The 25228-nt window shown below is 58.6% G+C and carries 22 protein-coding genes; 7 read left to right on the top strand and 15 right to left on the bottom strand.

Annotated elements, in window-relative coordinates:
* Positions 1-23 precede the first annotated feature (23 nt).
* Positions 24-1970 (bottom strand): hypothetical protein, encoded by a 1947-nt coding sequence (locus PSR62_RS21165; protein WP_274404975.1) that lies wholly within the window; start codon positions 1968-1970, stop codon positions 24-26.
* Between the two features lie 205 nt (positions 1971-2175).
* Between PSR62_RS21165 and pyrE the strand changes: the two genes are divergently transcribed.
* Entirely contained in the window at positions 2176-2757 is a 582-nt protein-coding gene (gene pyrE / locus PSR62_RS21170; protein ID WP_274404976.1) for an orotate phosphoribosyltransferase, read from the top strand.
* Here pyrE and PSR62_RS21175 read toward each other — a convergent pair whose 3' ends face one another.
* Entirely contained in the window at positions 2758-2973 is a 216-nt protein-coding gene (locus tag PSR62_RS21175; RefSeq protein WP_047817370.1) for a hypothetical protein, read from the bottom strand.
* Between the two features lie 401 nt (positions 2974-3374).
* On the opposite strand from PSR62_RS21175, the gene PSR62_RS21180 reads away from it, so the two are divergent.
* Positions 3375-4361 carry an efflux RND transporter periplasmic adaptor subunit gene (locus tag PSR62_RS21180; RefSeq protein ID WP_274404977.1) on the top strand — a complete coding sequence of 329 codons (987 nt, stop codon included), beginning with the start codon at positions 3375-3377 and terminating at the stop codon, positions 4359-4361.
* A 77-nt stretch (positions 4362-4438) separates the two neighbouring features.
* Here the strand turns inward: PSR62_RS21180 and PSR62_RS21185 are convergent, their stop codons facing one another.
* From PSR62_RS21185 to rpmF, 6 genes are all read right to left on the bottom strand, one after another.
* Entirely contained in the window at positions 4439-5152 is a 714-nt protein-coding gene (locus PSR62_RS21185) for a response regulator transcription factor (protein ID WP_274404978.1), read from the bottom strand.
* Positions 5139-6428, bottom strand: coding sequence for a beta-ketoacyl-ACP synthase II (fabF, locus tag PSR62_RS21190; protein ID WP_274404979.1), 1290 nt, complete (start codon positions 6426-6428; stop codon positions 5139-5141). The genes PSR62_RS21185 and fabF overlap by 14 nt, the downstream gene beginning before the upstream one ends.
* Positions 6429-6872: 444 nt before the next feature.
* On the bottom strand, positions 6873-7118 hold the full coding sequence (locus PSR62_RS21195; RefSeq protein ID WP_007324899.1) for an acyl carrier protein: 246 nt from the start codon (positions 7116-7118) through the stop codon (positions 6873-6875).
* Positions 7119-7258: 140 nt separating this feature from the next.
* Positions 7259-8017: a 3-oxoacyl-[acyl-carrier-protein] reductase gene (gene fabG, locus PSR62_RS21200; RefSeq protein WP_274404980.1), complete on the bottom strand. Its 759-nt coding sequence runs from the start codon at positions 8015-8017 to the stop codon at positions 7259-7261.
* Between the two features lie 156 nt (positions 8018-8173).
* Positions 8174-9103 carry an ACP S-malonyltransferase gene (gene fabD, locus PSR62_RS21205; RefSeq protein ID WP_274404981.1) on the bottom strand — a complete coding sequence of 310 codons (930 nt, stop codon included), beginning with the start codon at positions 9101-9103 and terminating at the stop codon, positions 8174-8176.
* 34 nt (positions 9104-9137) lie between these two features.
* The gene (gene rpmF / locus PSR62_RS21210) at positions 9138-9320 is read right to left on the bottom strand and encodes a 50S ribosomal protein L32 (RefSeq protein WP_007331836.1); all 183 of its coding nucleotides are present in this window, start codon (positions 9318-9320) and stop codon (positions 9138-9140) included.
* 340 nt (positions 9321-9660) lie between these two features.
* Between rpmF and PSR62_RS21215 the strand changes: the two genes are divergently transcribed.
* Complete coding sequence (locus PSR62_RS21215) at positions 9661-11073, top strand: magnesium chelatase (RefSeq protein WP_274408274.1); 1413 nt, start codon at positions 9661-9663, stop codon at positions 11071-11073.
* Positions 11074-11247: 174 nt separating this feature from the next.
* Positions 11248-12678, top strand: coding sequence for a malic enzyme-like NAD(P)-binding protein (locus tag PSR62_RS21220; protein ID WP_274404982.1), 1431 nt, complete (start codon positions 11248-11250; stop codon positions 12676-12678).
* Between the two features lie 431 nt (positions 12679-13109).
* On the opposite strand, the gene PSR62_RS21225 is transcribed toward PSR62_RS21220, so the two are convergent.
* The 3 genes from PSR62_RS21225 to PSR62_RS21235 form a co-directional block, all read right to left on the bottom strand.
* Complete coding sequence (locus PSR62_RS21225; RefSeq protein WP_274404983.1) at positions 13110-14339, bottom strand: cytochrome-c peroxidase; 1230 nt, start codon at positions 14337-14339, stop codon at positions 13110-13112.
* Positions 14340-14588: 249 nt separating this feature from the next.
* Positions 14589-15701 carry an A/G-specific adenine glycosylase gene (gene mutY / locus PSR62_RS21230; protein ID WP_443217314.1) on the bottom strand — a complete coding sequence of 371 codons (1113 nt, stop codon included), beginning with the start codon at positions 15699-15701 and terminating at the stop codon, positions 14589-14591.
* Between the two features lie 153 nt (positions 15702-15854).
* On the bottom strand, positions 15855-16904 hold the full coding sequence (locus tag PSR62_RS21235) for a PDZ domain-containing protein (RefSeq protein WP_274404985.1): 1050 nt from the start codon (positions 16902-16904) through the stop codon (positions 15855-15857).
* Between the two features lie 413 nt (positions 16905-17317).
* Between PSR62_RS21235 and PSR62_RS21240 the strand changes: the two genes are divergently transcribed.
* Complete coding sequence (locus PSR62_RS21240) at positions 17318-18841, top strand: ammonium transporter (protein ID WP_274404986.1); 1524 nt, start codon at positions 17318-17320, stop codon at positions 18839-18841.
* Between the two features lie 214 nt (positions 18842-19055).
* On the opposite strand, the gene PSR62_RS21245 is transcribed toward PSR62_RS21240, so the two are convergent.
* The 4 genes from PSR62_RS21245 to PSR62_RS21260 are packed head-to-tail and all read right to left on the bottom strand — an operon-like array spanning position 19056 to position 23239.
* Positions 19056-20351: a molybdopterin molybdotransferase MoeA gene (locus PSR62_RS21245; RefSeq protein ID WP_274404987.1), complete on the bottom strand. Its 1296-nt coding sequence runs from the start codon at positions 20349-20351 to the stop codon at positions 19056-19058.
* 10 nt (positions 20352-20361) lie between these two features.
* On the bottom strand, positions 20362-20976 hold the full coding sequence (locus tag PSR62_RS21250; RefSeq protein ID WP_274404988.1) for a molybdenum cofactor guanylyltransferase: 615 nt from the start codon (positions 20974-20976) through the stop codon (positions 20362-20364).
* Positions 20977-20986: 10 nt separating this feature from the next.
* Positions 20987-22405, bottom strand: a complete 1419-nt coding sequence (locus tag PSR62_RS21255; protein WP_274404989.1) for an NAD(P)/FAD-dependent oxidoreductase — start codon at positions 22403-22405, stop codon at positions 20987-20989.
* A 3-nt stretch (positions 22406-22408) separates the two neighbouring features.
* Positions 22409-23239 (bottom strand): glycosyltransferase, encoded by an 831-nt coding sequence (locus PSR62_RS21260; protein WP_274404990.1) that lies wholly within the window; start codon positions 23237-23239, stop codon positions 22409-22411.
* A 442-nt stretch (positions 23240-23681) separates the two neighbouring features.
* On the opposite strand from PSR62_RS21260, the gene PSR62_RS21265 reads away from it, so the two are divergent.
* Together PSR62_RS21265 and dgt are read left to right on the top strand one after the other, a co-directional pair.
* Positions 23682-23843, top strand: a complete 162-nt coding sequence (locus PSR62_RS21265) for a hypothetical protein (protein WP_274404991.1) — start codon at positions 23682-23684, stop codon at positions 23841-23843.
* 32 nt (positions 23844-23875) lie between these two features.
* Positions 23876-25018 carry a dGTP triphosphohydrolase gene (gene dgt / locus PSR62_RS21270; RefSeq protein WP_047817450.1) on the top strand — a complete coding sequence of 381 codons (1143 nt, stop codon included), beginning with the start codon at positions 23876-23878 and terminating at the stop codon, positions 25016-25018.
* The last annotated feature ends 210 nt before the right edge of the window (positions 25019-25228 follow it).

Here is a 25228-nt window from a genome sequence, read left to right on the forward strand (position 1 = left end):
GAAGACCATCGTAGGCTCAAGGGCTAGCGGACGACGATCGTGAGCCAGCCGTCGCGAGCGTCGATGCCAATGACTTTCGCCGAGCGTCCTGCCAGGGCGGGAAGTTCCAGCGTCGACGGCAGCTTCCACTCGCGATGCAGCAGCGTCATCGGGAAAAGTTTGTCAAAGCCTTCTTCGATGTTGGCTTTGATGGCCGTTTGTGACAGTGTCAAACGACGGCCACCGGGAAACTTCAGATCAATCTCTTCGTCGCGAATCAACATCATCCGGCCGTCTTCCGTGATCGCGGGATGGTACACGGCAGAAACTTCCAAGCGACGATCCAGCTCTCGGTCGCCTTGGGCAAAGCGGTCGCCACGCAAGCCGATGCGAAGCGTTTGATCGCGAGCTTCGAAGTAGACCGGACGGAATCCGGAGAAGTCGACCTCAAAGCTTTCGGGTTGCTCTTCGTCAGCCGATGAGGCTTCGTCGGTGGCATCGTTCTTGTCCGACGGGATTCCGAATGAGCTGGTCAAGTCACGCAGTTTTTCAGGTGTGAAGGTATCTCCGGCCAGCAACTTCATCACGGTGTTGTTGAGGATGCTCTCGTGGACCTGAATCGCGGCGCTGTACCCACCCGGGTAAGTTCCCGATGAGGTTGCGGTTCGAACCATCGACAGCGACGGGCCTTCGCTGGGGGCCGACAGTCCAAACGGACGACGCATGGTCGCGCGCACGTGCACGGATTCGGTGGTGGATCCGATCGTGCGAACAGGCGTGGGCAAATCCAGACGACGCAGCCAAGGGCTCATCTTCGCATCGAGGTCGGGGAACGTGCGAGTCGACGCTTCGTCGGTTTGTTGGCGAAAACCTTCCAGCACGCGGTCTTGTAGTTTTCTGCGAGAGATCGCTTCGGCTTGCGGTTTCATCTCAGCCGCTTTCTTGGACGCGATTTTGCGAACGAGCTTGAGCGGGTGATTGATTTGGTTGATCTGCGTCGAGAGGCTGGCCGTTGCGATCGGTTCGCCTGCGAAAATCCGCTTTTCTGTGATGATCAATTGGCGAGCCGCGTAGACTTGGCCAAAGCCAGAGGACCGCAGCGTCACGGGGCCGTTGTAGCCTTTCGTCGAAGTTGAAAACTGGCCGTCGAGACGAACCAGCAAACGGACGTGGCCTTCGGATGGCAGCAACGAACCGGTGACGTTTCCGACGACTCGCGCGTCCCCGATGATGCGGGTGCCAAGCAAGCAATCGTTGACTCGTTCGGGATTGTTGACCGGGCGCGTGATCGCATCGCTGATCACCCGGCCGTCCACAAAGGCACGCAGGTTGGGCGACGAGTAGCGGCCTGTGATTCGGGACACCAATTCGTCGGCCTGATTGGCAGATGCCAATGATTCAACAATGGATTCAATCTGCGAGACTTCTTCTCCCGACAGGTCCGTCAGTGAACGGGGTGTTGAATCGTCTTCTTCGTCCGCAGCTAACAGCTTGGCGAGCGTTTCGAGTTGTCGTTCCGAGAGCGCGAGACCACGTTTGGGATCGCCATAACGAAGTGCGGCGAGGTATCGATCCAGTGAAGATCGCAACGCGACCAACCGCGAGAGTTCGAGGCCTTCTTCGGGGCCGCTCAGACGCTGGGAAAGTTCGGTGGCAGCGTTGCCTCGCTTCGCGATCGACTCATTGGTTTCGATGGCGGATTGCAGCGGTTCAAAATTCAGGAAACGCATCCAGGCGTCCTGGTTGGCCTGATCCGTCACTCGCTGAAAGAAGGCTTCTGCGGATCGCATCGACTCGACGACATCGGCTTCCGTGGCTTCCAGCGATGGCAATTTCCCCGCGTCCAATCCTGATTTGGATTGATCGATCAATTGCAACCACTGCGCTGTCTCATTCGCGACGACGGGCGTCATCATCGAGCAAACCGAGGCACCCATCAGGGCGATCGCCAACACGAAACGAACTGAAGCAGGATGAACAGAGAAAGGCATGGGGCACGCTGTCGAGAGAATGTGCGGGTTGAGTGGAGTGGGTATTCTAGCTGGTGCTGGCGACACGCAAGGCCCCGGTTGACGTCGCAATTCGATCCATCGCCCAGCTGAGCGTCTGGGATCGATTGCGGCGGGTGTCTGAATCGCAGCGATTGTGGTATTCGTTCCGATTGAACCGCTCAATTTCCCGCTGGAGAATACTTGGATGTCGTCTGACTCGGCCAATCGTGACCTTGCCCCTCTGATCGCCTTGATGGAAACCGAAGCTTTGCAGCGTGGCGAGTTCACGCTGGCAAGCGGCAAGAAGGCGAACTACTACCTGGACTGCCGCCGCGTGACCTTGCACCCCAAGGGCGCGGGATTGATCGGACGAGCGATGCTGGACGTGGTGCTGGAAAACGCCAAGCAATCCGGCGTGATGCCCGCCGCAGTCGGTGGCATGGCAATCGGTGCTGACCCAATCACCGCGTCAATCGTGACGCTGGCTGGTGGTGATGACATCGACCTCAAAGGCTTCATGGTCCGCAAGGAAGCCAAGGGCCACGGAATGGGGCAGCAAGTCGAAGGCCCCGTCGCTCCCGGCCAGAAAGTGGTGATCGTGGAAGATGTGATCACCAGCGGTGGCAGTGCGTTGAAAGCCGTGGAAGCGGTCGAAGCTTTCGGGTTGGAAGTCCTGTACGTGCTCGCAATCATCGATCGTTTGGCGGGAGGTGCCGAGGCCTTCGCCAAGAAAGGCCTGGAACTGAAAACGCTGACCACGATTCGTGACTTCGGTTTGGAACCCTGATCAGCCCTGAGGCGTGTCGATCTCGACATGCACAATGATCAACACGTCGCCGGCAGCGAACGAATTCATCGGCCCGTTGCCGGCCGAGGGGGCCGGTGCCAGGTTGCCGTTGATCGAAAGCACGCGAGCACCGCTCTTGCGAATCCAGCGATTGATTTGCCGTTCGAGTTCGGGCAGCTCGGAATCCACACCTTTGAAGAGTTTGACTTGTTGCACGAGGGTTTCCGGGGTCAGTTTTCAAGGGAAGCAGGACGTTTCTAGCCTTCATCGATCGCACCAGAAGGCATGGACGAAGGCCCGCATCGTAACAAATCCCAACCAAGATTGGCTGCCCAGCGAAGCGGTTTGGTGAGATCCGGCCGACGCGACCGGAGAGCTCTGCCGGGGCGAGCCCAATGCCATCTACTTTAGAACCAACCGAGGGGATTTTGTTAGCGGAACGGCGCAAGCCGTCCGGTAAATCGCGAGTGTTTTCCGACGCATCACCGGACGGCTCGCGCCGTTCCGCTACAAAGTAGATGGCATCGGGGGCGAGAATGCCCGACGGGGCGGAATGTTCGAATTAGACTGATCGGTTGGTTTGATCCACTCAAAACAACCCGTCGGAGTGATGCCTGATGTTTGCTTCTGGCACCCAGTCAACAATCGTCAATCCGCTTGGGCATTTCGCCAAGGCTGTTTCCATCCATCTGCCGGTCACGGCCGCTTGGATGGCAGCGACGCTTTGCATTTCTTCATCGCTGCTTGCAGATGAGACGGGCAATGAGCCCCTCGTGATCGAAGGGGCCCAAGCGACGCTGGTCACGGACCTTTCGCTCGCAGCACCGGTGGCAGGGCAAGTCCAATCCCTGAGCGTGATCGAAGGGCAACAGGTCTCAAAGGGCGAGCTGCTGGTTCAGCTGGACGATCGCCGCGCCAAAGCGGAACTGGAAGCTGCCCAAGCGGCCTCTCAAGCTGCTGCGTTGCAATCCACCAGTGACGTTGACCAACGCTATGCCGAACGCACCCGTGAAGTTCGAATGCGAGAGTTGGAACAAAGCCTGGACGCGAACCAGCGTTTTCAAAACAGCGTGACCGCGACCGAGATCGATCGCTTGCAATTGGTGATCGACCAAGCCGGGCTGTCGATCGAACAGGCTCACAAAGAATCAGAAATCGCAGCAGCCAACGCAAACGAAAAACAGTCGCTCGTCAAAATGGCGGAACTCCGGGTGGCGGAGCATCGCCTGGAATCACCGATCTCAGGAAGCGTGGCGGAAGTGTCGGTCTCTTCCGGAGAGTGGGTGGATGCCGGCAAACCGCTCTTGCGATTGATCTCCTTGGACCCCATTCGCGTCAGCGGGTTCGTTGACGGACACCAGCACGGAGCCGAACTGCAAGGCCGCGCGGTCGAATTTGAGTGGACCGAGTCAATCGACGGTCAAGAAAACATCACGGTGCTGCGTGGTGAAGTGACGTTTGTGTCGCTGGAAGTTCACCCGGTGAACTCGCAAGTTCGGATGTGGGCCAGTTTGCGAAATCCAGATCACAAGGCGCGCCCCGGAATCCGGGGGACGCTGCGAATTTTCCCCGCTGACAGCAGGCCGGATTGGCCGGCTGAGTGAGCTCACTGGAATGCCTCCAGTTGCGTTTCATCAACGCGGCTTCAAGCGTGAACCGCGTGATGAAGGCGAGCACTGGATCAAGGAGCAGGCGGGACCAATGCGGCCGGTCCGGCATCCAGGTTGACTTCGGCTGCCAACAGCATTTTATACAGGTCGACTTCGTTGTCGATGTGCAACTTGGTGAAGATGCTGCCGCGGTGCTTCGATGCGGTTTGAACGCTGATGCTGAGTTCTTGAGCGATGCCCTTGAGGGGCGATCCACCGGCGAGCAGCAACATGACTTCGGTTTCGCGAGGCGAGATTTTCCGCAGCAGGTCGAGGGCCTCTTTGCGAACTTGATGCCGAAAACGGTCGCGGCGATGTTTGCGAATGGCACTGTTGATCGCGTGCAGGATTTCCTCGTGGCGGAATCCCTTTTCGATGAAATCGAAAACGCCTTGCTGGAACGCTGCCCGGCAGTTTTCCGCGTCACCGTGCCCGGTGACCAGAATCACGGGAACGGTCAGTTCCCGGCGTGACATTTCGGCTTGCAGTTCCAAGCCACTCAGTCGAGGCATCCGCAGGTCAGCAACGACGCAGCCGTGGGATTCGGCGTGCAAGACTTTGAGAAGATCTTCGGCCTGATTGAAGGTTTCAGTCTTCAGGCCTTCTTGAGAGCACCAGCGTTGCAACAAGTCCAATTCGGCTTGTTGATCATCGACCAAGTAAACGACTGGTTCGGGACCAGCGTCCTCCTGGGGCGATGCGTTGGGATCGAACAAGTCGGAGTTCAGATTATCAAGAGCCGTCATGGGAGAACCGTCCAAAGAGAACGCACGCGTTGTGACCGCCGAATCCGAAGCTATTGCTCATTGCGAGGTCGACTTTTTGTTCCCGAGGTTGATTGGGGACGTAGTCGAGGTCGCAACTCGGATCTGGCGTGTCGAGATTAATGGTGGGAGCAATCACATTGTTTTGAATGGTTTGGCACAGGATCACCGCTTCAATCCCGCCACTGGCACCCAGTGAATGCCCGAGGGCGCTCTTGGTGCTGCTGATGGCAACGTTCGAGGCGTGGTCGCCCAAAACGGTATGGATCGCGCGAGTTTCGGCTTTATCACCCAAGGGTGTGCTTGTCCCGTGAGCATTAATGTAATCGATTTCGTGAGCCGCGCGGCCACTGTCCTGAATCGCAGCTCGCATCGCGGCGGCGGCTCCCAATCCTTCTGGGTCAGGAGCGGTGATGTGGCCCGCATCGCTGGTGGTGCCATAGCCCAAAACTTCCGCGTAAATCTTCGCGCCCCGAGCCTGTGCATGCTCGAGTTCTTCAAAGACCAGCAGACCGGCGCCTTCCGCCAATACAAATCCATCGCGGTCGGAATCGAACGGACGGCTGGCTCGCTGTGGCTCACCATTTCGCGTCGACAGGGCCTTCATGTTCTGGAAAGCAGCCAAGCCCATGCGCGTGATTGCGGCTTCGGTTCCGCCGGTGATCACAACATCGGTTTCGCCACCGCGGATGCTGCGGAGAGCATCGCCCATGGCGTTGGTGGCACTGGCACAAGCCGTCGCCACTGCGTAGTTCGGGCCCTTGAGTCCGTACCGGATGGAGATGTTTCCGCCGGCGGCGTTGACCATCATTTTGGGGACGGTGAACGGGCTGACTCGATCGGGGCCTTTGTTGAGCATCCGCTCAATTTGCTCTTCGATCTCATTGAGCCCGCCGATCCCCGAACCCAAAATCACGCCGCAGCGATTGCGATCGGTTTTGTCCCAGTCGATGCCCGAATCCAGAACGGCTTGCGCCCCAGCGTGAACAGCGAACTGAGTGAAGCGATCCAGCCGTTTGGCTTCTTTGCCTTCCACGTGATCCGCGACGTTGAAGTCAGGGATGTCACCGCCAAAGTGAACCTTGTACTTGGAGGTGTCCATGATGGACAGCTCGTGGATCCCGGACTTACCAGCCAACAATGCCGACCAAAGTGTGTCGACGTCGGATCCCAATGGCGTGACGGTCCCCAATCCGGTGATCACAACACGTCGTGATTTGGAGGGGTCGTAAGATGGCGTTGTGGAGGCGTCCGTCATGAGCGTGGTGACGAATGAACGTCATTGAGTGTTGGGAGAAGGAACCGCAAAGAGCGCGACTGGCACCCTAGCAAAAAACGCCAATGGCACCTTGTCAATGTAGCGAAATGACAGGGTAAACTGGCGACGATGCGGTCTGGGTTGCGGATGATTGCGATTGGCGAAAGATTGCCGGGACGACGCCGAGTCCAGAAGTGCGGCGAGTCTTCCGGTGTGCCGAAATCATATGAGCGAGACACGAACCGCAAGATTCGGGTGAGTCATGCAGGCATGGCTGGAACACTCAGATCGCGATTCACACCAGGGACAACGACCGTGTCTGGCTTCGCCGTCTTGAATCGGAGCCCCTCACGGATCTTGATGGAAAGATCCCGCGAGGCGTTCCGTGGTTGAGCATCGCATCGCACGGCGAGTGAATCGCCGCGGATGCAATCAGATCGGGAACTAGGCGTCTTCGCCTTTTTCCTTTTCGATGAAATCAATCGCTTCGCCGACCTTTTGGATCTTTTCGGCGGAGTCATCAGGAATGCTGATGTCGAACTCTTCTTCGAGCTCCATCACCAACTCAACGGTGTCGAGCGAGTCGGCACCGAGGTCGTTGACGAACGATGTTTCGCGGGTGATTTTGTCTTTGTCAACGCCGAGCTGTTCAGAAACAATGTCGACCACGCGTTCTTCGATAGACGCCATGGGCGTAACTCCGATTTAAATGTCAGTTAGATTCGAAAAGGGAAAGTGCAGATCTGTGGGGCAGGGCACAACCGAGACGGCACTCCATAGCCGCTCGGGGCAGAACATAGGTGACGCAGCTAAAACGCGTCAATATGCCGTTAGCCGACCATTCCACCGTCAACGACAATGGTTTGCCCAGAAATGTAGCTGGCATCACGGCTGGCCAAGAACAACACCGCCGCAGCGACGTCCTCCGGCTGACCAACACGTTTGGCGGGGATTCGTTTTTTGACTTCTTCCAGGATGACGTCGCCCAGCTCAGCAGTCATCTCACTGGCGATGAACCCAGGAGCGACGGCGTTGACGGTGACACCACGTGAGACGAGCTCTTTGCTCATCGTCCGGGTCATCCCAATCATACCCGCCTTGCTGGCCGAGTAGTTGGCTTGACCTGGGTTGCCGATCAGGCCCGAGATGCTGGCCATGTTGATGATTCGACCGTACTTGCTGCGTCGCATCACTCCGGCGGCGGAGCGACAGCACACGAAGCAGCTGGTCAAGTTGGTGGCGATGACGGAATCCCACTCTTCGTCGGACATTCCCCGCATCAGTTTGTCGCGTGTGATCCCGGCGTTGTTGACCAAGATATCCAGGCGACCGTGTTTTTTGTGAGTGCCTTCGATGGCTTCGGCAGCGGCTTTGCGATCAGTGACATCGCAGGGCAGGGCTTCGCCTGTTCCGCCAGCGGCTTCGATTTCAGCGACGGTTGCGGCCAGTTTCTCGGCGTTGCGAGCGACGCAAACCACGTGGGCTCCGTTTTGCCCCAGTGCGACGGCAACAGCTCGGCCGAGACCTTGGCTGGCACCGGTGACAATGGCGACTTGATCTTTCAAATCAACCGACAGGGAGAGATCCATGGGGGCAGGTCTGTGGGGTTGGGAGTGGAGGTGGACTGTGGGCAAAACGCGAGCGTTTTCACTCACCGGCTGTTTAGCAGGCCGTTGATTTGTCTGCGATGTCGGTTTGCGGGTGTGCGATGGCCCGCTGAGGCCATCGGATCTGTTTTCACCGGCTCAGGGCTGATCGCCGAAGCCATCCGTTGGCGTTTTGCGAGCGATGCGTTTGATCGTGCCTCGCAACACACGGCCAGTTCCGGCTTCCAGGAAACCATCCACGCCGTCACTCAGCATCGCGTTGATGGAATCGTCCCAACGAACGGGGTTGACGACCTGACGGGCCAGCAGCTGGCGAATCTCCTCGGCGGAGGTGTGTGGTTTCGCGTCGACGTTGCTGTACACGGGAATTCGCGTGTCCGACAACTCGACCTCTGCCAGAGCCTGCGTGAGCAATTCCACGGCGCCATCCATGATGGGCGTGTGAAAAGCACCTGCAACGCTGAGTGGCACGACCTTCATCGCTCCCGCGGCGGAGGCGACTGGCCCCAGACGTTCCAGCGCGGATCGATGGCCTGACACAGCAATGTTGCCGGGGCACAGAAGATTGGCCGGTTGCAGAATCTCGTCCCCGCTGCGGCACTCTTCACAAACCGCGGTCAGCTTTTCGAGATCCAGCCCCAGCACGCTGGCCATGCCCGAATCGGTCGCGTCGGCACAAGCCTGCATGGCTTCGCCGCGTTTCTGAACCAATTTCAGGCCGTCGGCGAAGGACAGGCCTCCGGCGTAGCAAACGGCGGTGTATTCACCGAGGCTGAGTCCCGCGGCGGCAATGATTTTCTTTGCCAGCTCGGGGTTCAACTCGTCATGCACACGTGCAGCAGCGACCCCCACGACAAACAGTGCCGGTTGACTGTGAACGGTTTCGTTCAGCTTTTCAGCTGGACCGTCAGCGCACAGGGATTTCAGGTCGTACCCCAGCACATCGCCTGCTTCTTCAAACAGTTCGTTGGCAAGGGGATATTCCGCGCACAACCATGTCCCCATGCCGGGCGTCTGAGCACCTTGGCCGGGAAACAGGATCGCTGGTTTTGTTGCGTCGAGACTCACAGCAGGTCGTACTCAGTTCAATTGGTGGCTGGGATTACTGGTCCGTCGATTCAACGACTGTGCGACCTTGGTAATAACCACATTTCGGACAAACGACGTGCGTCGGCACTGCGGTGCTGCACTGCGGGCAGTAGGTCACTTGACGTTTTTTCAAGTGATCGTGGGCGCGGCGTTTGCCGGTACGGCTGTTGGAGTGCTTGCGTTTTGGGACGGCCATGGCAGACAAGCCCGCGAACGGGCGATCTTGGAATGGGTGGTGTGGACGAATTTCAAACCGCGAAAGATAAGCATCGGACGTGGGTTTCGTCAACGCGTCCTGGCCCCAAAAGTCCCGCTTTCAATGGCCTTTTGCTCCATTCGGATCACTGGGTGGTTGGTTTGCACCAATTCGGAAAGAGTCTCTGATTCCTCCGAGATGTCCGAACCAAGGCCCTCCCCGGTTGCATACGATTGAATCAGATAGGATTCACGCCCCGGAAGTTGCTTCCCAGCACCGACGCCTTTTTCCCCCGAGCCCACACGTGACCAGCCCTGTGCCAAGTCCCGAGAAAATCACGATGGATGTCCCCGAAGCCCGCCATTTGCAGCAATTGATCGACAGCGGATGGTCTTCCAAAACGGTCAAGCACGAGATCCGAGACAATTTTTCGCGAATGTTGGCCGAGCGAGCCGAGCTGTTCCCAGGAATCGTCGGCTACGAAGACACGGTCATCCCAGAAATCAGCCTGGCGCTGCTGGCTGGTCACGACATGTTGTTCATGGGCGAAAAAGGGCAAGCCAAAAGCCGGATCATGCGGCAGTTGGTGCAGTTCCTGGATCCCTGGGTTCCCTACCTCGATCACCCCGATTTGCCGATTCACGAGGATCCGCTGAACCCGATCACAACGCTGGGCAAGCGTCTGGTCGCCGATCGCGCCCCAGAGGACATCCCGATCGGCTGGTGGCACCGCAAGGAACGTTACGCCGAGCGTTTGTCGCCGGGCACCAAATTCGCCGACATCATTGGTGAAATTGATCCCGCCAAGTTGACGGGTGGTGTCAGCATGAGCGCCGAAGAAGCCCTCTCGTTTGGTTTGATCCCCCGCATGCACCGCGGAATTTTCGCGATGAACGAACTGCCCGAACTGGATGATTTGGTCCAAGTCGGCCTGTTCAACATCCTCGAAGAACGCGATGTGCAAATTCGCGGGTACCCGATCCGTTTTGAGTTGGACGTGATGATTTTGTTCTCGGCCAACCCCTCGACTTACAACCGATCAGGGAAAGTCATCCCGCAGCTCAAGGACCGCATCGGGACCATCGTCCAGACTCACTACCCCCGCGAGCGGACGCAAGGAATCGAGATTCTGCAGCAGGAAGTCGGCGACGATCTGGGCGGAGATTACCCTGTGCATGTGCCGTTGTTCATGTATCAAATCATTGAAGAAATCACCCACCAAGCCCGGCAAAGCAAGTACATCGACCAAGCCTCGGGAGTCTCAGCGAGGTTCTCCTTGGCAAACTTCCGGACGATTGTGGCATCCGCTCGCCAACGCGGGATCGTGTTTGGCGAGAACCCCGCGGTGCCTCGAATCAGTGACCTCGGGCATCTCTACGCCAGCAGCCTCGGCAAACTGGAACTGGATTTGATGGGCACGCATCAAATGTCTGAAAAGCAAGTGATTGACTCGGTGATTGCGGAAGCCATTCACACCGTTTTCGCAGAGTACATCGAGGAACACGGGCTGGCTGAAATCGCGGAAATTTTCCGCGGCGGCGTTCGCGTGGAGGTCGGCACGATGCTGCCCAGCAGCGAGTACGCGGAGCGTTTGCAGCACGTCCCGCCGGCCTGGGACCGCGCGTTTGAGGTCAACGCCAGTGAAAACGAAGCGATGCGTGCCTCGTGTGTCGAGTTCGTTTTGGCAGGACTCTATAGCATGGACAAAATCAGTCGCTCCCAACGGCACGGCAAGATCAGCTACGAGACTTGAGCCAGCCGTTGTGGAGGATTCGGCCCATCGGTTGCCTCAAAACCGGGCGGGTTTTCAGCGCGTGAACCGGCGGGCAGGGATCTCTGGCAATGACGTGATTGCGGTGACGTGGTACAAGGTCAGCTCGCTTATCTGACCACCGACGCCCCAGCCATTGAAGGGTGACTCGCCACGATGAATCATCACAGCCCGTCCTACGCCATCACGATCCGTTTGAGTTATTCCGATTCGCCGGGCGCGATGGGCAAGATCACCACGGCAATCGGGGAAGCGGATGGAGCCATCGGGGCGGTCGACATCGTCAACATCCGCGGCGGCAAAATTTCGCGTGACTTCACGGTCAACGCCCGCGACGTCGATCACGGAAAACGAATTGTCGAGCACCTGCGAACGGTGGAAGGTGTCGAGGTGGTCAACACCTCGGACCGAGTGTTCCTGATGCACCTGGGCGGAAAAATCGAAGTCTTGCCCAAGATGCCGATCAAAACTCGAGACGATTTGTCGATGGCTTACACCCCCGGCGTCGCGCGGGTTTGCAACGCGATCGCGGAAGACCCCGATTCGTCCTTCGCATTGACCATTCGCCACAACACCGTGGCTGTCGTCAGCGATGGATCCGCTGTGCTGGGACTGGGCAACATCGGCCCCCGCGCTGCCATGCCCGTCATGGAAGGCAAAGCGATGTTGTTCAAAGAGTTCGCAAACGTCGACGCGTTTCCCATTTGCTTGGACACGCAAGACACCGAAGCCATCATCGAGACGGTCCGACAATTGGCACCGACCTTTGGCGGCATCAACCTGGAAGACATCTCCGCGCCACGGTGCATTGAAATCGAGCAACGACTGGACAAAGAACTGGAAATCCCAGTCTTCCACGATGATCAACACGGCACTGCGATCGTGGTGTTGGCAGGGCTAAAGAACAGCTTGCTCCGCGTCGGCAAAACGCTGGCAGAGGTCCGGATCGTGGTCAACGGAGCGGGTGCTGCAGGAACCGCGATCGTCAAGTTGCTGCTGATCTCTGGTGCGAAAGACATTGTGGTCTGTGATCGCGAAGGAGCCATCCACGCCGGCGAACCCAGCCAGCCCGATGATTCCAAGCAATGGATCGCGGACAACACCAACCCTCGGGGCGCCGCTGGCAAGCTTTCCGAAGTGATCCAGGGCGCCGATGTGTTCGTTGGCGTTTCGGCACCGAACGTTCTGCAAACCGAAGACGTGGCCAACATGGGCAAGGATCCGATTGTGTTCGCTCTCGCCAACCCGGACCCTGAAATCTTGCCTGCCAACGCGGCCCCACACGTTCGGATCATGGCAACGGGGCGCAGTGATTTCCCCAACCAGATCAACAACGTGCTGTGCTTCCCCGGGTTGTTCCGCGGGGTGCTGGACGTTCGTGCGACAACGATCAACAACGAGATGAAGTTGGCGGCGGCGGAAGCCATCGCGGCAACCATTCCCGAGTCCGACCTGTTGGACGACTACGTGATCCCCAGCGTGTTTGACCGCCGGGTGGCAAAGGTGGTCGCCCAAGCGGTCGCGAAAGCGGCGGTGGAGACCGGAGTCGCTCGCCGGCGAAACAAGGCCGCCGAAGACATCCTGTAAGAGTCGCGAATCGCTCCGCCAATCCAAGGTGGTGCCGCGAGAGTCGACCTGGTTCAGGTCTCGCCTGGCGTCTCGTCCGAGACCTTCAAACAAAACGCGGCGAACTGCGGTGTCGCACGGCGGCCCCGCCCTGTTGCGAGGCCCGGCGGCATTTAAGTCTCGTGTTGCCAGGCATTGATCATCACCCTCCCTCCGGGAAGGTGGAGCGAAGCGAATGAGGCTTTGTTTCTCGTTCCCAGGCTCCGCCTGGGAACGCAATGCACTGCAGGCTCCGCCTGCTAAGAAGGCCCCGCCTGCTGAGACAGAATCGGGAGGCAGAATCGGGAGGCAGAGCCTCCAAGACAGTGTGTTCCCAGGCAGAGCCTGGGAACAAGAAATTCAAACCTCTTTCTCGGTGGAGACCACCGAGCGACAGGTGGCTGGCTCGCGGATCAGCCGTCGGCTGGCAAGCGGCCCGGCTCGATGACGGGGAAATCGCTTTGCAAACCCTGACGCATGAATTCGACCAAGTCCGCTTTCTCTTGCTCATTCAGGTTCAGCGGCTTCATCTTGTCGCTCAGGTACGGGTTGGGGTGACCGCCCTTGTTGTACCACTCAACGACTTCTTCGAGCGTCTCTTGGCTGCCGTCGTGCATGTACGGCCCCGAGTCGGCGACGTTTCGCATCGTCGGGGTTTTGAACGCACCACGATCTTTGTCGTCCTTGGTGATTTCAAATCGCCCCAGGTCAGGCTTTTCCGCGTCCATGCCCACACCCAGATTGTGGAACTGTTCATCGGTGAAGTTGGCACCGGCATGACAAGCGGTGCAGTTGGCTTTCCCAAACGTCAGTTCCATGCCACGAATCGACGATTCGGTCATCGGGTTCTTGGCGGCTTCCGCTTGGAGCTTCGCGTATTGCTCGGCCAGCTCGGGCTCTTCGTCGAGGTATTCCAGGTCCTCCGCAAATGTCTTTTCGAACGCCGACAGCGGGGCGTAGTAATCGTAAGGAGCCGGGCCTGTCACGATGGCTCGTTCAAACGTTGCGAGTGCCTTGCCGACGTTGTCGATCGTCACACCGTCATCAAAGACCTTGTCAAACTGCGCCTTGTAAATTGCGTTGGCAGCGAGCGTCTTCACGCAAGCATCGTGCGTGTTGCCCATTTCGATCGGGTTGGCGATCGGCCCCACCGCTTGCTCTTCCAACGATGCGGCGCGTCCATCATGGAATTGATGCTTGCTAAGAATGCGATTGAACGAGACCGGTGAGTTGCGGTTCCCGGTCAGCCCGCGGATGCCCACTCCGAATTGAGTGGGGGCACCCCAGCCGGTTTCAGCGGCGTGACATGTGGCACAGGAGATCGTGCCGTCGGCTGACAAACGCGGGTCGAAATACAACTGGCGGCCCAGCTCAATCTTGGCCCGTGTCAGCGGGTTGTCTTCGGGGATGTAGACATTTCCCGCCGCGGCATCGAGGCCCTTGGGAAGCTGAACCTCCAGTTCGGCATGGTTCTTTGAGTCGGCCATGAAACGCTGGGCTTGTTCCAACGTCAGTGGGCCTTCGCCAGGGATTCCGGCAGTCAGGGTTGGATCGCCAAGCGAAACGGTTTCCGCGGCAAAAACAGGGGGGCTGGTGGCAACCAAAGTCGCCGCGGCACACATCAGAATGCGATGAATGGTCATGGTGAAATCAAGATTTGTAGGAAGACATCGTTGAAACGAAGGATCCGGCGGACAGCGCCGGTTTGATTCCCCTCGCGTCCGTCGCGGCGGAGGAATCGATCAGAAGGCGGCACAAAACACGTCGTTTTCTGGCCTGGAGGCAGGAGTCATATTTTAGCATCTCTGCCAGCAGGTGTGACTGAAATCAGGCTCATTCGACGCGATTCGAATCCCGACGCGGGCATGGATTCCCCACCCCTGCCCCGAGACTCAGCCCTCTGAAAAAAGAGACCGCTGTGGACGGTCCAGCAAGCGGACGATTTTGCGTCCGGTCACCGACATTGGCAGGTCCGCCAGTTCCTCGATGGAGGCCCACCGCCAAGGCTCCGGAAGCGGCCCCTGCTGCTCGTCCGAGTTGTCGCCTGCATTCGCCCCCGCCCAATCGGCGAGGTGAATGTGCAGCGTCATTCGGTAGCGAGTGACCGCGTGTTTGATGGTTTTCAAACGCATCCCGAGCGTCACGTCGCCACCAAGTTGCTCGGCCAGCCACGATTCCATGCCGAGCACGTCCTCGGCCTCTGGCGGTCCAGCACGTGGGAAATCAATCATCCCGGCGAACCGAACGCCTTCAGGGATGGTGCGAACCAAGTACTTTTCAGCTCTTGAAATCACGACGGCGATCTCAGTGCGTGATTCGTATTGAACCTTGCTGATCTTGCCAGGGATTTCAGCTTGCAGCCCCATTCGATGGGCGTGGCACATTGTCGCGACCGGGCACACATCGCATTTGGGCGACTTGGGCGAGCAGATCAGAGCCCCCAATTCCATCGCGGCTTGATTGAATCCCGCCGGCCCATTGGTTCGGTCGCTGGCCTTTTTTCGTGGCAACATCTTGTCCGACAATTCCCACAATCGCGACTGAGCGACCTTTTCCGTCGGCGGCGTGGTCAGTCCGATCCAGCGGCTGAAAACCCGCTGGGTGTTGCCCTCCAGAATCGGGAACGCCTCATTGCGAGAAATCGACAGGATGGCTCCGGCGGTGTACCGCCCAATCCCAGGCAGCGCCAACACGTCCTCAAACGAATCGGGAAACTCGCCATCGTGTTCCGTCGCCATCTTTTTCGCAGCCGCATGCAATGACCTGGCCCGGCGGTAGTACCCCAGACCTTCCCACATTCGCATCAGCTGGCTTTCATCGGCGGCCGACAAATCGCGAATGGTTGGGTACGTGCTGAGGAACCGTTCAAAGTACGGGAGGACCGTGGCCACCTGAGTTTGCTGGCACATGATCTCGCTGATCCAAACCCGGTACGGCGAGTGGTCTCGACGCCAAGGCAGGTCGCGTGCGTTTTCAGAGAACCAGGTCAGCAAGCGCTGGCGCACTCGAGACCGCCAGTTGGAATCACGCCAATTGCCGGTATCGATCTGCGGGGCTTCGGTGTCGATGGTGCTGGATGAATGAGAGGCGTTGAAAGCGGGAAGCGAACCGACGGTGGACAGTCGCCCCGTTGGTTTCGATCTGTGATCTGGACGCTGTCAGTTGGGCTCAGTCAGTTTGCCAAGTTTCGCGTCGGCTTCATACTCGACGTTGCGGCGTCGATACCCGATGCGAATGGTTTGCCCGGGATCTCGCGTGTTGATGATGGCTTGCAGGTCCGCGAATTTTCGAATGGGTTCGCCATTGGCTCGGATGATCACGTCACTGGGAAGCAGTCCCGCGACTTCGGCGCCGCTGCCTTCGACGACACTCTGGATGATGCATTCATTGAAGGAATCGTTGCAGCGGACGCCCAAGAAACCACCGCGTTTGAATTCAATGTTCAACCCCGGCAGCGTTTGCCGCAACGCGTCGACCCGCTCGGTTGAGAGATCAGTGCCATTGAGGGTCAGCGAAATGCGAATCGGCAGTTTCGCGATGGCATCGATCAATTCGTCATTGAGCGGGACATAACGGAATTCCAAGTGATCAATCGAATCCAAATCACCGATGACCTTCATCGTTTCCAGATCGATCTCGCCGTACAGCAACGACAGCGTCTTCAGATCGGGCATTTGGATCACACCCTTCAGCACACCTTGCCGAATGGCAGGCCCTTCGATGCGAGCGAACTCGACCTTGTCGATCCAGCGAAGCAGTTCGAGCAGCGAATCTTCACCGGTGTAGCCCTCCGTGACCTCGACGATGCGTTGCAGGTTGGTGGTCGCGCCATAGACGAATTCTTTGACGCCGATCATCGCTCCCTGCATCGTCAACGTTTGGATGGTCTGCGCCCGTCGCACTTGCGTGATTTCCTCCACCGCCATGGTGGCTCGCTCACCGCGACTGCCGCCCATCGTGGACAGGGCCAGCAACGTTGCCCAAGCATCCGGTTCGTTGGGATCCGGTCGAGCCAATTTGGGACGCTCGGATTCGCCTTCGAGAATCGGGCGAGCCATCGCGATCGACTGCAAAATGCCAATCGCTCGCTGAGTGGTCTCCAGGTCGCCTCGCTCGAGGACCTGCAGCAACGGCTCAATCGCAACCGGGCCGGCCTTGAGCAAAGCCTCCGTGGCCTTCTCGCGACGCAAATAAGAATCGCTGGACAAGCTTTCAATTTGAGCGGCAATTCCCTCGGGTGGGGCCGCTTGAACAGCCGGAACGAGCGCCAGGAGCAACCCAAAACCAGCAATTTTCGTGCTTTGGTGAATCAACGAAACAAAACGCATGGGGCCACAGGATGGGTGGGAGGGCCGCGAAAGGGCATGGTTGAGGTCAGGATGACACCTTTGCCGTGCGGGGCAGGGTGTCCCGGGTCGGACCGTCACCGTATTCTACCGGAAATCATGATGAACGCACGTGTCGATTGCGTCGAGTGCGGTCCGCTTGCTCTCGAGAATTGAACTCGAGCAGTGACTCGATTGCAACGCCAGCGTGTGGCCCTCCCCACAGGCCGCTGGAACGCAAACGGGTGTGTCATGGTCCATCCTCCCCATCGACTTGTCACTGGAGACCCCCCGGAATGTTGCCACGCGTGTTAGTTGCCGTTTGTTTGCTCACGTGCATCCTCGGAGTGCCCCTGGTCGGCTTGCCGGCTTCCAGCTTGCTGGCGCAGGACGAGGTGGCGGGAACCTCCGGCGCGGAGACCTCGACACCAGAGAATTCCCCCCCCGAATCCGAGGTCCCCGCGGCAGAAACGGAAGCAGCCGCTGAATCCGAAGCCCCGACGTTGGAAAGCCTGCAAGCGGGAGTCGATGAGGCCCTGCTGGCCGGCCACAACGGTTGGATGCTGGTTTGCTGTGCCTTGGTGCTGTTCATGACCGCACCGGGACTGGCCATGTTCTATGGCGGTTTGGTGCGTCGCAAAAACGTCCTCAGTGTGTTGATGCAGTGCATCTTTTTGATGGGAATGATGACGGTGCTGTGGGCACTGTACGGTTACTCGTTCGCATTTGGCGGCCAAGGTGGCTGGTTCGGCAACTTCGACTACCTGTTCATGGACGGTGTGCAGCGATACTGGGACGAAGACCTGGGCAGAGCCATCACTCCGATGGAAGGCTCGATGACGCGTCTGACCCACATGTTGTTCCAAGGCATGTTCTTCATCATCACGCCCGCGCTGATCTGCGGCGCGTTTGCCGAGCGGATGAAGTTCAGTGCGATGGTGATCTTTTCGATCCTGTGGGGAACGTTCATCTATTGCCCGCTGACGCACTGGGTTTGGGATGAAGGACCGCTGTCGTACTTCGCGGGTGACAAAGCCCTGGCAGGCGGGGCACTGGACTTCGCTGGCGGAACGGTCGTGCACATCAGCAGTGGCATCTCGGCCTTGGTCGCGGCGCTGTTGATTGGTCCTCGAATGGGTTACCCACGCGAGCCGTTGCAGCCGCACAATTTGACTTACACCGCGTTGGGTGCGGCGATGTTGTGGGTGGGATGGTTCGGTTTCAACGCTGGCAGCCAACTGGCATCGGATGAGCTGACCGCCAGCGCGTTTGCGGTGACTCACTTTTCGGCCGCCGCCGGAGCGGTCGCCTGGGTGACGCTGGAATGGCTGGTGCTCGGCAAGCCAACCGTTTTGGGTGCCAGCAGTGGTGCGGTTGCCGGATTGGTTTGCATCACCCCTGCGGCTGGATTTGTGCAACCGATGCCAGCCTTGGTGATGGGCGCTTTGGCTGGTGGCATTTGTTACTGGGCCTGTTCAACCCTGAAACACAAATTTCATTATGACGACGCGTTGGACGCCTTTGGTGTCCACGGTGTGGGCGGAACTCTCGGTGCAATCTTGACCGGTGTTTTCGCGACTCGTGCGGCCTGGGACGTCAGTGACGGCGTGCCAATCGGATTGATTGAATCGGGCGGCGACTTCACGTTGGTCATCGGCCAAATCGTTGCGGTGCTGGTCACCTATGTGTTTGCCGGTTTGGGAAGTTTGATCCTTCTCAAGTTGATCGACATCTTCATCGGTTTGCGAGTTCCCGCCGAAAGCGAGCAACGCGGTTTAGACATTTCGGACCACGGCGAAGAAGGCTACCAGTTCGCCTGATTCTCGCTCCGAAGATCCCATCTCAAAACGCTCGAGCATTCCAATGCTCGGGCGTTTTTCTTTGGAATCGCAAACGCGAAGCAGGTACGCAGGTGTCATCGGGTATGTGAGCCGTTGGCGTTAGCCACGGTTTTCACGCGCAGGCCAGGCGAACGCCCAAACGGCTCACATGGTTGTGCTTGATCATTTCAGCCGACCTGCTTAGCGGAATGAATCACCAGGCGAAGTATGGCCACGGCCCGGCGTGACTGGCATGGGGTGGCATCTCGATGAAGCCATCGGTCAAGGCAAGTGTCGCCAAGTCACCGGATCCCTTCCCAAGGACAAGCTCCGCAACACCGGGCTGGATCATCCGGACGCCACGCATCCAGTGCAGCGGCAATGTCTTGTCGCCAATTTCGCGAAGCATCACGTGCGGCGGGCATTCGGCCCAGTCGCGTATGCCGGCGAACTTGCGAATCAGTGGCAGCGCGAAACGACGGGCCCCCATCGTGGCGCTCACCGGGTTGCCGGGCAGGCCAAGGATCAGCGTGGACCGGGTTGAGGTCGGATGAATCGCACCCAAGATCGGCTTGCCTGGACGCAACGGCAGCTTGTGAAAGACAATCTCGGCACCGACCTCTTGCAAGATTCGAGGCACATAGTCGTAGTCGCCCATGGAGACCCCGCCGGTCATCAAAACCACGTCATGATGTTCGATTGCGCTGAGCACGGCTGCCCGGAGTGCGTTTGGTTCGTCCACCGCATGCGTCGGCAGGGCACACTCGATCCACGGCTGATTGGCAAGCAATCCGACCAGCGCCGAGGCGTTGCTGTTGCGAATCTTCCAAGGCGGCAACGGTGCCTGGTCCGTGCCAGCTTGGTCATCCAGTGAACTGGGGGCCAACTCGTCACCGGTCGTCAACACAGCGACGCGGACGCGGTGATGGACGTGCACTTGGGAAACACCAAAGTTGGTCAACGCGGCAAGTCGCGGGGAGGTCAGTTCCAAGCCCGCTGGAATTGCAACGGATCCTGCCGTCAGGTTTTCCCCTTGGCGGCGAATGTTGGCTCCCGAGGGAATCGAGCGAGCTCGGTCAGTCCAGCGAATTTGACCGAACGAATTGGAAACGTCGGACGAAGTTCCGGTCAGCTCTTCGGTGTGTTCCCGCTGGATGACCCGGTCGCAGCCCTCTGGAACGATCGCGCCGGTAAAAATCCGGATGATGCCGGAGTCGGGTCGCGACGGCGGTGCCGACCCCGGAACGCTCTCGCCCGCCACGTGAATGAGGCCGTCTCGCTGCAAATCGGATTCGCAGATCGCGTACCCGTCCATCGCGGAGACATCCGCCGCGGGACTGTCGCGATCCGCCAAGACCGGTTGCCCCAAGATCCGGCGATGAATCGGTTGCAGGGAAGCCCGCAACCGACTGAAGTCCACGCTCTCGACATCCGTCGCGGTGATTCGCTGTGAGAGAGCCTGGATGGCTTGATCGGGTGAGTCGAACGCGAAAGGGGAAGCGGCGTTCATGGTGGTTCAATCAGCTGTTGTCGAAAGGAGGGCCCAGATCAGCGGGCGTGTTGACGTTACGAAGTCGGATCGAGGGAATCACAACGGTCCGGCGGTCAATCGAACGCAGGGTACGATACAGACTGCGGTGTTCAGATTCGACAACACTTTGGATCTGTTGGACGCAGTGGACCGGATAGATTCCCACCAGCGGTTGCAGACGCTCAGGATCCGCTTGCTGGGCCAGGACGATTTGTCGAGGGGATTCCTGCCAAGCGTGAACCAAGGTCAGCAGATCATCGGCCAGCAAGTTGGGCAGATCCACGGGGGTAAACAAGCAACCGTCGTCACCGTTGGACGCCGCGTGTTGCAGGGCGACCCACACGCCCATTGCTGGTCCCCTGGCCGGTTGGGAATCAAACAAAGCGGGGACCGACGACGGCAATCGGAGTTGGTCTCGATGGGCCTCCGAGGCCAAGCTGACCACCACCTCATCCGCACAAACCGATCGCAGACGCTGGAGACTGTGCGTCAAAAATGTTCCGCCGCCTGGATGTGGTAGCAAAGCCTTCGGCGTCCCCATGCGTGAGGAAAGCCCGCCGGCAAGCAACACGCCGAGCAGTCGAGGAGGAGCGGCGTGGGGCATGGCGATCAGATCACTTTGCAACGCGACGTTGGTAGTCGGGCCAGACTTCTTCGGAGAACTTCTCTTCGCCCAGCGTGATGGTCTCGTTGACGTTCAAATTGCCTTTGACGATGTGAGCGGAGTTCAAAGCGTAAAAGCCAGGGACGCTGGTCACAATGTCGGGAAGTCGCGTGGAGTAATCGATCGTGGCAAGCGCCGCGACGTATTTGGCGCGTGCGATCTTGAAATCCAGGACTTGATCCCGAGAGAAGTGGTCGTACATCTTCTCAAGCGTCGACAAGCATTTTTCCTGGTAGTCCTCGTCGGACTCGTTCAACCCTTCGTGGTCGTCAGGCAAGTACTTGGGCAGATAGACCAAATGATTGCCGCCCAGTTGCTTTTCGGAGTTCACGATCGTCGACATTTCGATCACAGCGGTCAGTGGAACCCACGTGTCGGTGATGTTCGTCACGTAGTATTCGCTGATCGGTTTCTTCATCAGCATCGAAGCGCAAACCACACCGAGGTATCGAATCCCACGATGCTTGTTCTTTTCCTCGTCGGACAGTTGCGGCACCGTGTCCGCGATGACAGGGGACGCGATGGTGGAGACAACGTTGTCGAATTTTTGCACGCGTCCATCGCCAAAGTCGACTTCGAACTCACCGCCATCGAGTTTGGTGACTCGGCGAGCTGGCGATGACACCAGCGTTTCAGCGCCGCGTTCTTTCAGCCAGCCAACCCACTTGTCCAAGATCGTCGCGTAGCCACCGGGGACATAGCCGAACATCTCGGTCTTCATGCCGCTGCGACGGGCTTTGTACATCCGAGCGGTGTGGGCCCAGATGAAGGCGGCGGAGGTTTGCTTGTAGGCTTCGCCCAGCTTGGCTTGGAGAAGCGGTTGCCAGATCTTTTCAAAGACACCTTTGCCGGACCAACGCCGCAGCCACTTTTCAACGGACAGTTTTTCGAGTCGACGCCAGTTTTTGATTTTCGAGGCGTAGAAGATGGTGCCGCCGAGTCGGAGCTTTTGAATCAAATTCAGCGGCGGGAATTTCAGGAACTCCGCCGTGTTGCTCATCGAAATCAGTTGGCCGTCCGAGTAGAACCCCGTCTTGGTTTCCACCCAGTCCATCTGTGATTCCAAACCCAGGTCGGTCAGGAGGTCGCGCAGTTTGGTGTCGCTGAGCAGCGTGACGTGGTAGAAGCGATCCCAAACCACGTCGCCCAGATTCCAGGCACTCGTGAGCCCACCAAAGGTGGGTGCGGCTTCGGCGATCGTGACCTGTTGTCCCCGATCGATCAGGTCACGAGCGACTTGCAACCCCATCACACCGCCCCCGATGACCAACCAGCGGCTGCTGGGGGTTCCATCGTGACTGAGGTTGGATGGGATGGCGGCCGAGGCAGCCAAGTCGGATGTCGGATTGGACGGGGGAGCAACCGACATCAATCAGGATCCCTTGACCCGGTGCCGGCCCAACATCTTGAGCGTCAGCCAGATGGTCTTGAAGACTTGCATTTTGCTGTCGCCACCCTTTTGGTCGTATCGCAGACGCAGGGGCGATTCGCCAAACACGCAGCCTTGTTTGCGAAGCTTCAGCAAGATGTCCGCCATGCACGAAAAGCCGGTCTCGCCAACAAAGTCGTCGCCGTAGTGCTCAAACGCGTCTCGCAGTGCCGATGCTCGGTAGGCTCGGTATCCGGACGTGTAATCGCGAACACCACGGGTTGGAAACAACACCGTGAACAAAACGCGAGCCCCGATGCTGAGGAAGTGACGCTCGATCGGCACGCCCACGACTCGCGATCCATTTTGAAAACGCGATGCGATCACACAGTCGCAGCCTTCGTGGACCGATTGCACCATGCGGTTGATCAATCCCGGTGGGTGAGTGTTGTCAGCGTCCATGGTGACGATGATGTCGCGCTCACCGGCGCGGTCGACGGCTTCTTTCAAACCGTCCCGAATGGTGACGCCGAGCCCCTGATTGACCTCGTGCCGCACCAAGTGAATGGGCATTTGAAACGACATCTGTGAGGCGATCTTCGCGGTGTCGTCCTGGCTGCCATCATCGACAATGACGACTTCATAAGGCAGGCCACTGTCTGCAAACGCTTCGCCGATTCGTTCCAGCAATTCTGGCAGAGACTGCTCTTCGTTGTAGGCCGGCAGGGCCATGATGACTTTGGCCGGACGGAATCGATTGGTGATCGGGGCCGCGGTCGACGCGGAGACAGCGGCTGGAAGGGGGGATTCGGAGCCGAGGGTGGGATCAGTCATGCTGTCAATCAAGGAGAGGGGGGATGCCGATTGTGACGATGGGGCAGAAAAAGACGCGAGAATCGTTTGCAGGGACCGCATCGATTCGGCAGGCGTCAGTCTATTCCGATGTTTTGGCACGACAACCGCGATCGTGAACAGATGCAACCTACCTGGAGAGTGGTCCGATCACGCCTCGGGCATCGTTTGGCATGAAAAAACCCACAAAACGCGGCCCATTCGTGTTGGGGTGACAGTTTGACTCACGTCGGTGGGGACGGATCCTGCCAGGTGCTATGGGAGAATTTCGCGTGAAAAGCTACTCTGGACTGGTCGCAGGTCACTCCCAAGGGTTCCGCTGAACCGGAAATTGGCTGCGGGGTGGTCTCGGGCACTCGGCCGCCGCCGCTTCACCACCCGTTTTGGCAGTGGCTGTTTGAGCGGTGGATTTGAATTTCATTGAATGATTGTGGCGGCGAGTGGCTTCACGGCACATTTCGTGCGGCATGTTATCAGGGTGGAAGTGGATCCTGCCGTTGCCCGGCATCTGATGATGGAGGTGTCGACCGAGAATCCGCTGTTTGCTGATTCACTGAATTTACTCGCCGGCACCCGTCGGCATTGATGGAACGACGTCTCATGTCATTAGCCGGTCCGATGATCGATCTTCGCCGTTTCGCTGACCGTGAACACTTGTTGCTGGCGTCCTACGCGATGCACAGTTCCGACACGGCGGGGCGAATCCATCCCGAGGAACCGCACGCTTACCGCGGCCCCTACGGTCGAGACCGAGATCGCATCTTGCACAGCAGCGCGTTTCGCCGATTGTCGGGAAAAATGCAGGTGTTCACCGGAGAGATGGGCACCTACCACCGAACCCGTTTGACGCACACATTCGAAGTAGCCTCCGTGGCCAGGACGTTGGCTCGTGTGCTGCGACTGAATGAAGACCTGACCGAGGCACTCGCGCTGATGCACGATATCGGGCACCCGCCCTTTGGGCATTGTGGCGAGGACGTTCTCTCAGAATGCATGCGTTCGGTCGGGGGTTTTTCGCACAACCAATTCGCACTCACGATCGTTCAAGAGTTGGAACAACGTTATCACGCGTTTCGTGGGCTGAACCTGTCCCAGGAGACTCTGGCCGGCCAGGACACCCGGGCGCACAAAGCAGAGGCCGCGGTCGGCATTGCACCGTTGCTAGAAGTCCAGATTGTGGATGCGGCTGACTCGATCGCCTACGACGCTCACGACATTGACGACGCACTGCAAATGGGATTGCTGTCGATTGACGCCTTGTCGGAACTGGCCATCGTCCGCCGAACGCTGCAACGCGTCCGCGAGAAGGCGGGGCAGTTGCCCGTTGGCCCGCTGCGGCAATTGTTGGTGCACGAGCTGATTGATTTGCAAGTGGGTGATTTGCTGCACGTTTCAATCGAGCGTTTGCAGAACATCGAAGGCCTGTCCGCCGACGCCGCTTGCCAAGCCGGAATTCGGGTCGGGCATTCACCAACCATGGCGTCCGAACGTGCCGAACTGGAGAGTTTTTTGTTCGAGGCGGTTTATCGGCACGCTCGGTTGATGCCGGTCCGCGAAGCCGCCGCCGATCGAGTGCACACCTTGTTCGCTGCCCTCAGACGAAACCCAGAACGATTGCCAATGCGTTTTCGCCGCCGGCTGGAACACAAACCCAAAGAGCGGGTGGTCGGGGAGTACCTGGCGGGAATGACGGATCGATTCTGCGATCAGCAATTCCTGGTGTTGCAACAATCCAAGAACGGTCCCCTGTCCGATTGGTGAGCCGCGAATGTCGACTGCGGGTGCTCCGACTGGGGGATCAAACCGCCAGTGCTTGGCCAGTCCCCTGCCCCGCGAGCTGCCTCCCGTCAGCCAGTTTGCGTTGTTGGAAGCCATTTCCGGTCGGCTTTTTCACGCAAAACACCGTGATTTACGGTTCAAACGAACCCCCTGGGCGTTCCAGCGGTAGCATCTACACTGAAGCCTCTCTTT

The sequence above is a fragment of the Rhodopirellula sp. P2 genome, assembly GCF_028768465.1.
Lineage (GTDB): Bacteria > Planctomycetota > Planctomycetia > Pirellulales > Pirellulaceae > Rhodopirellula.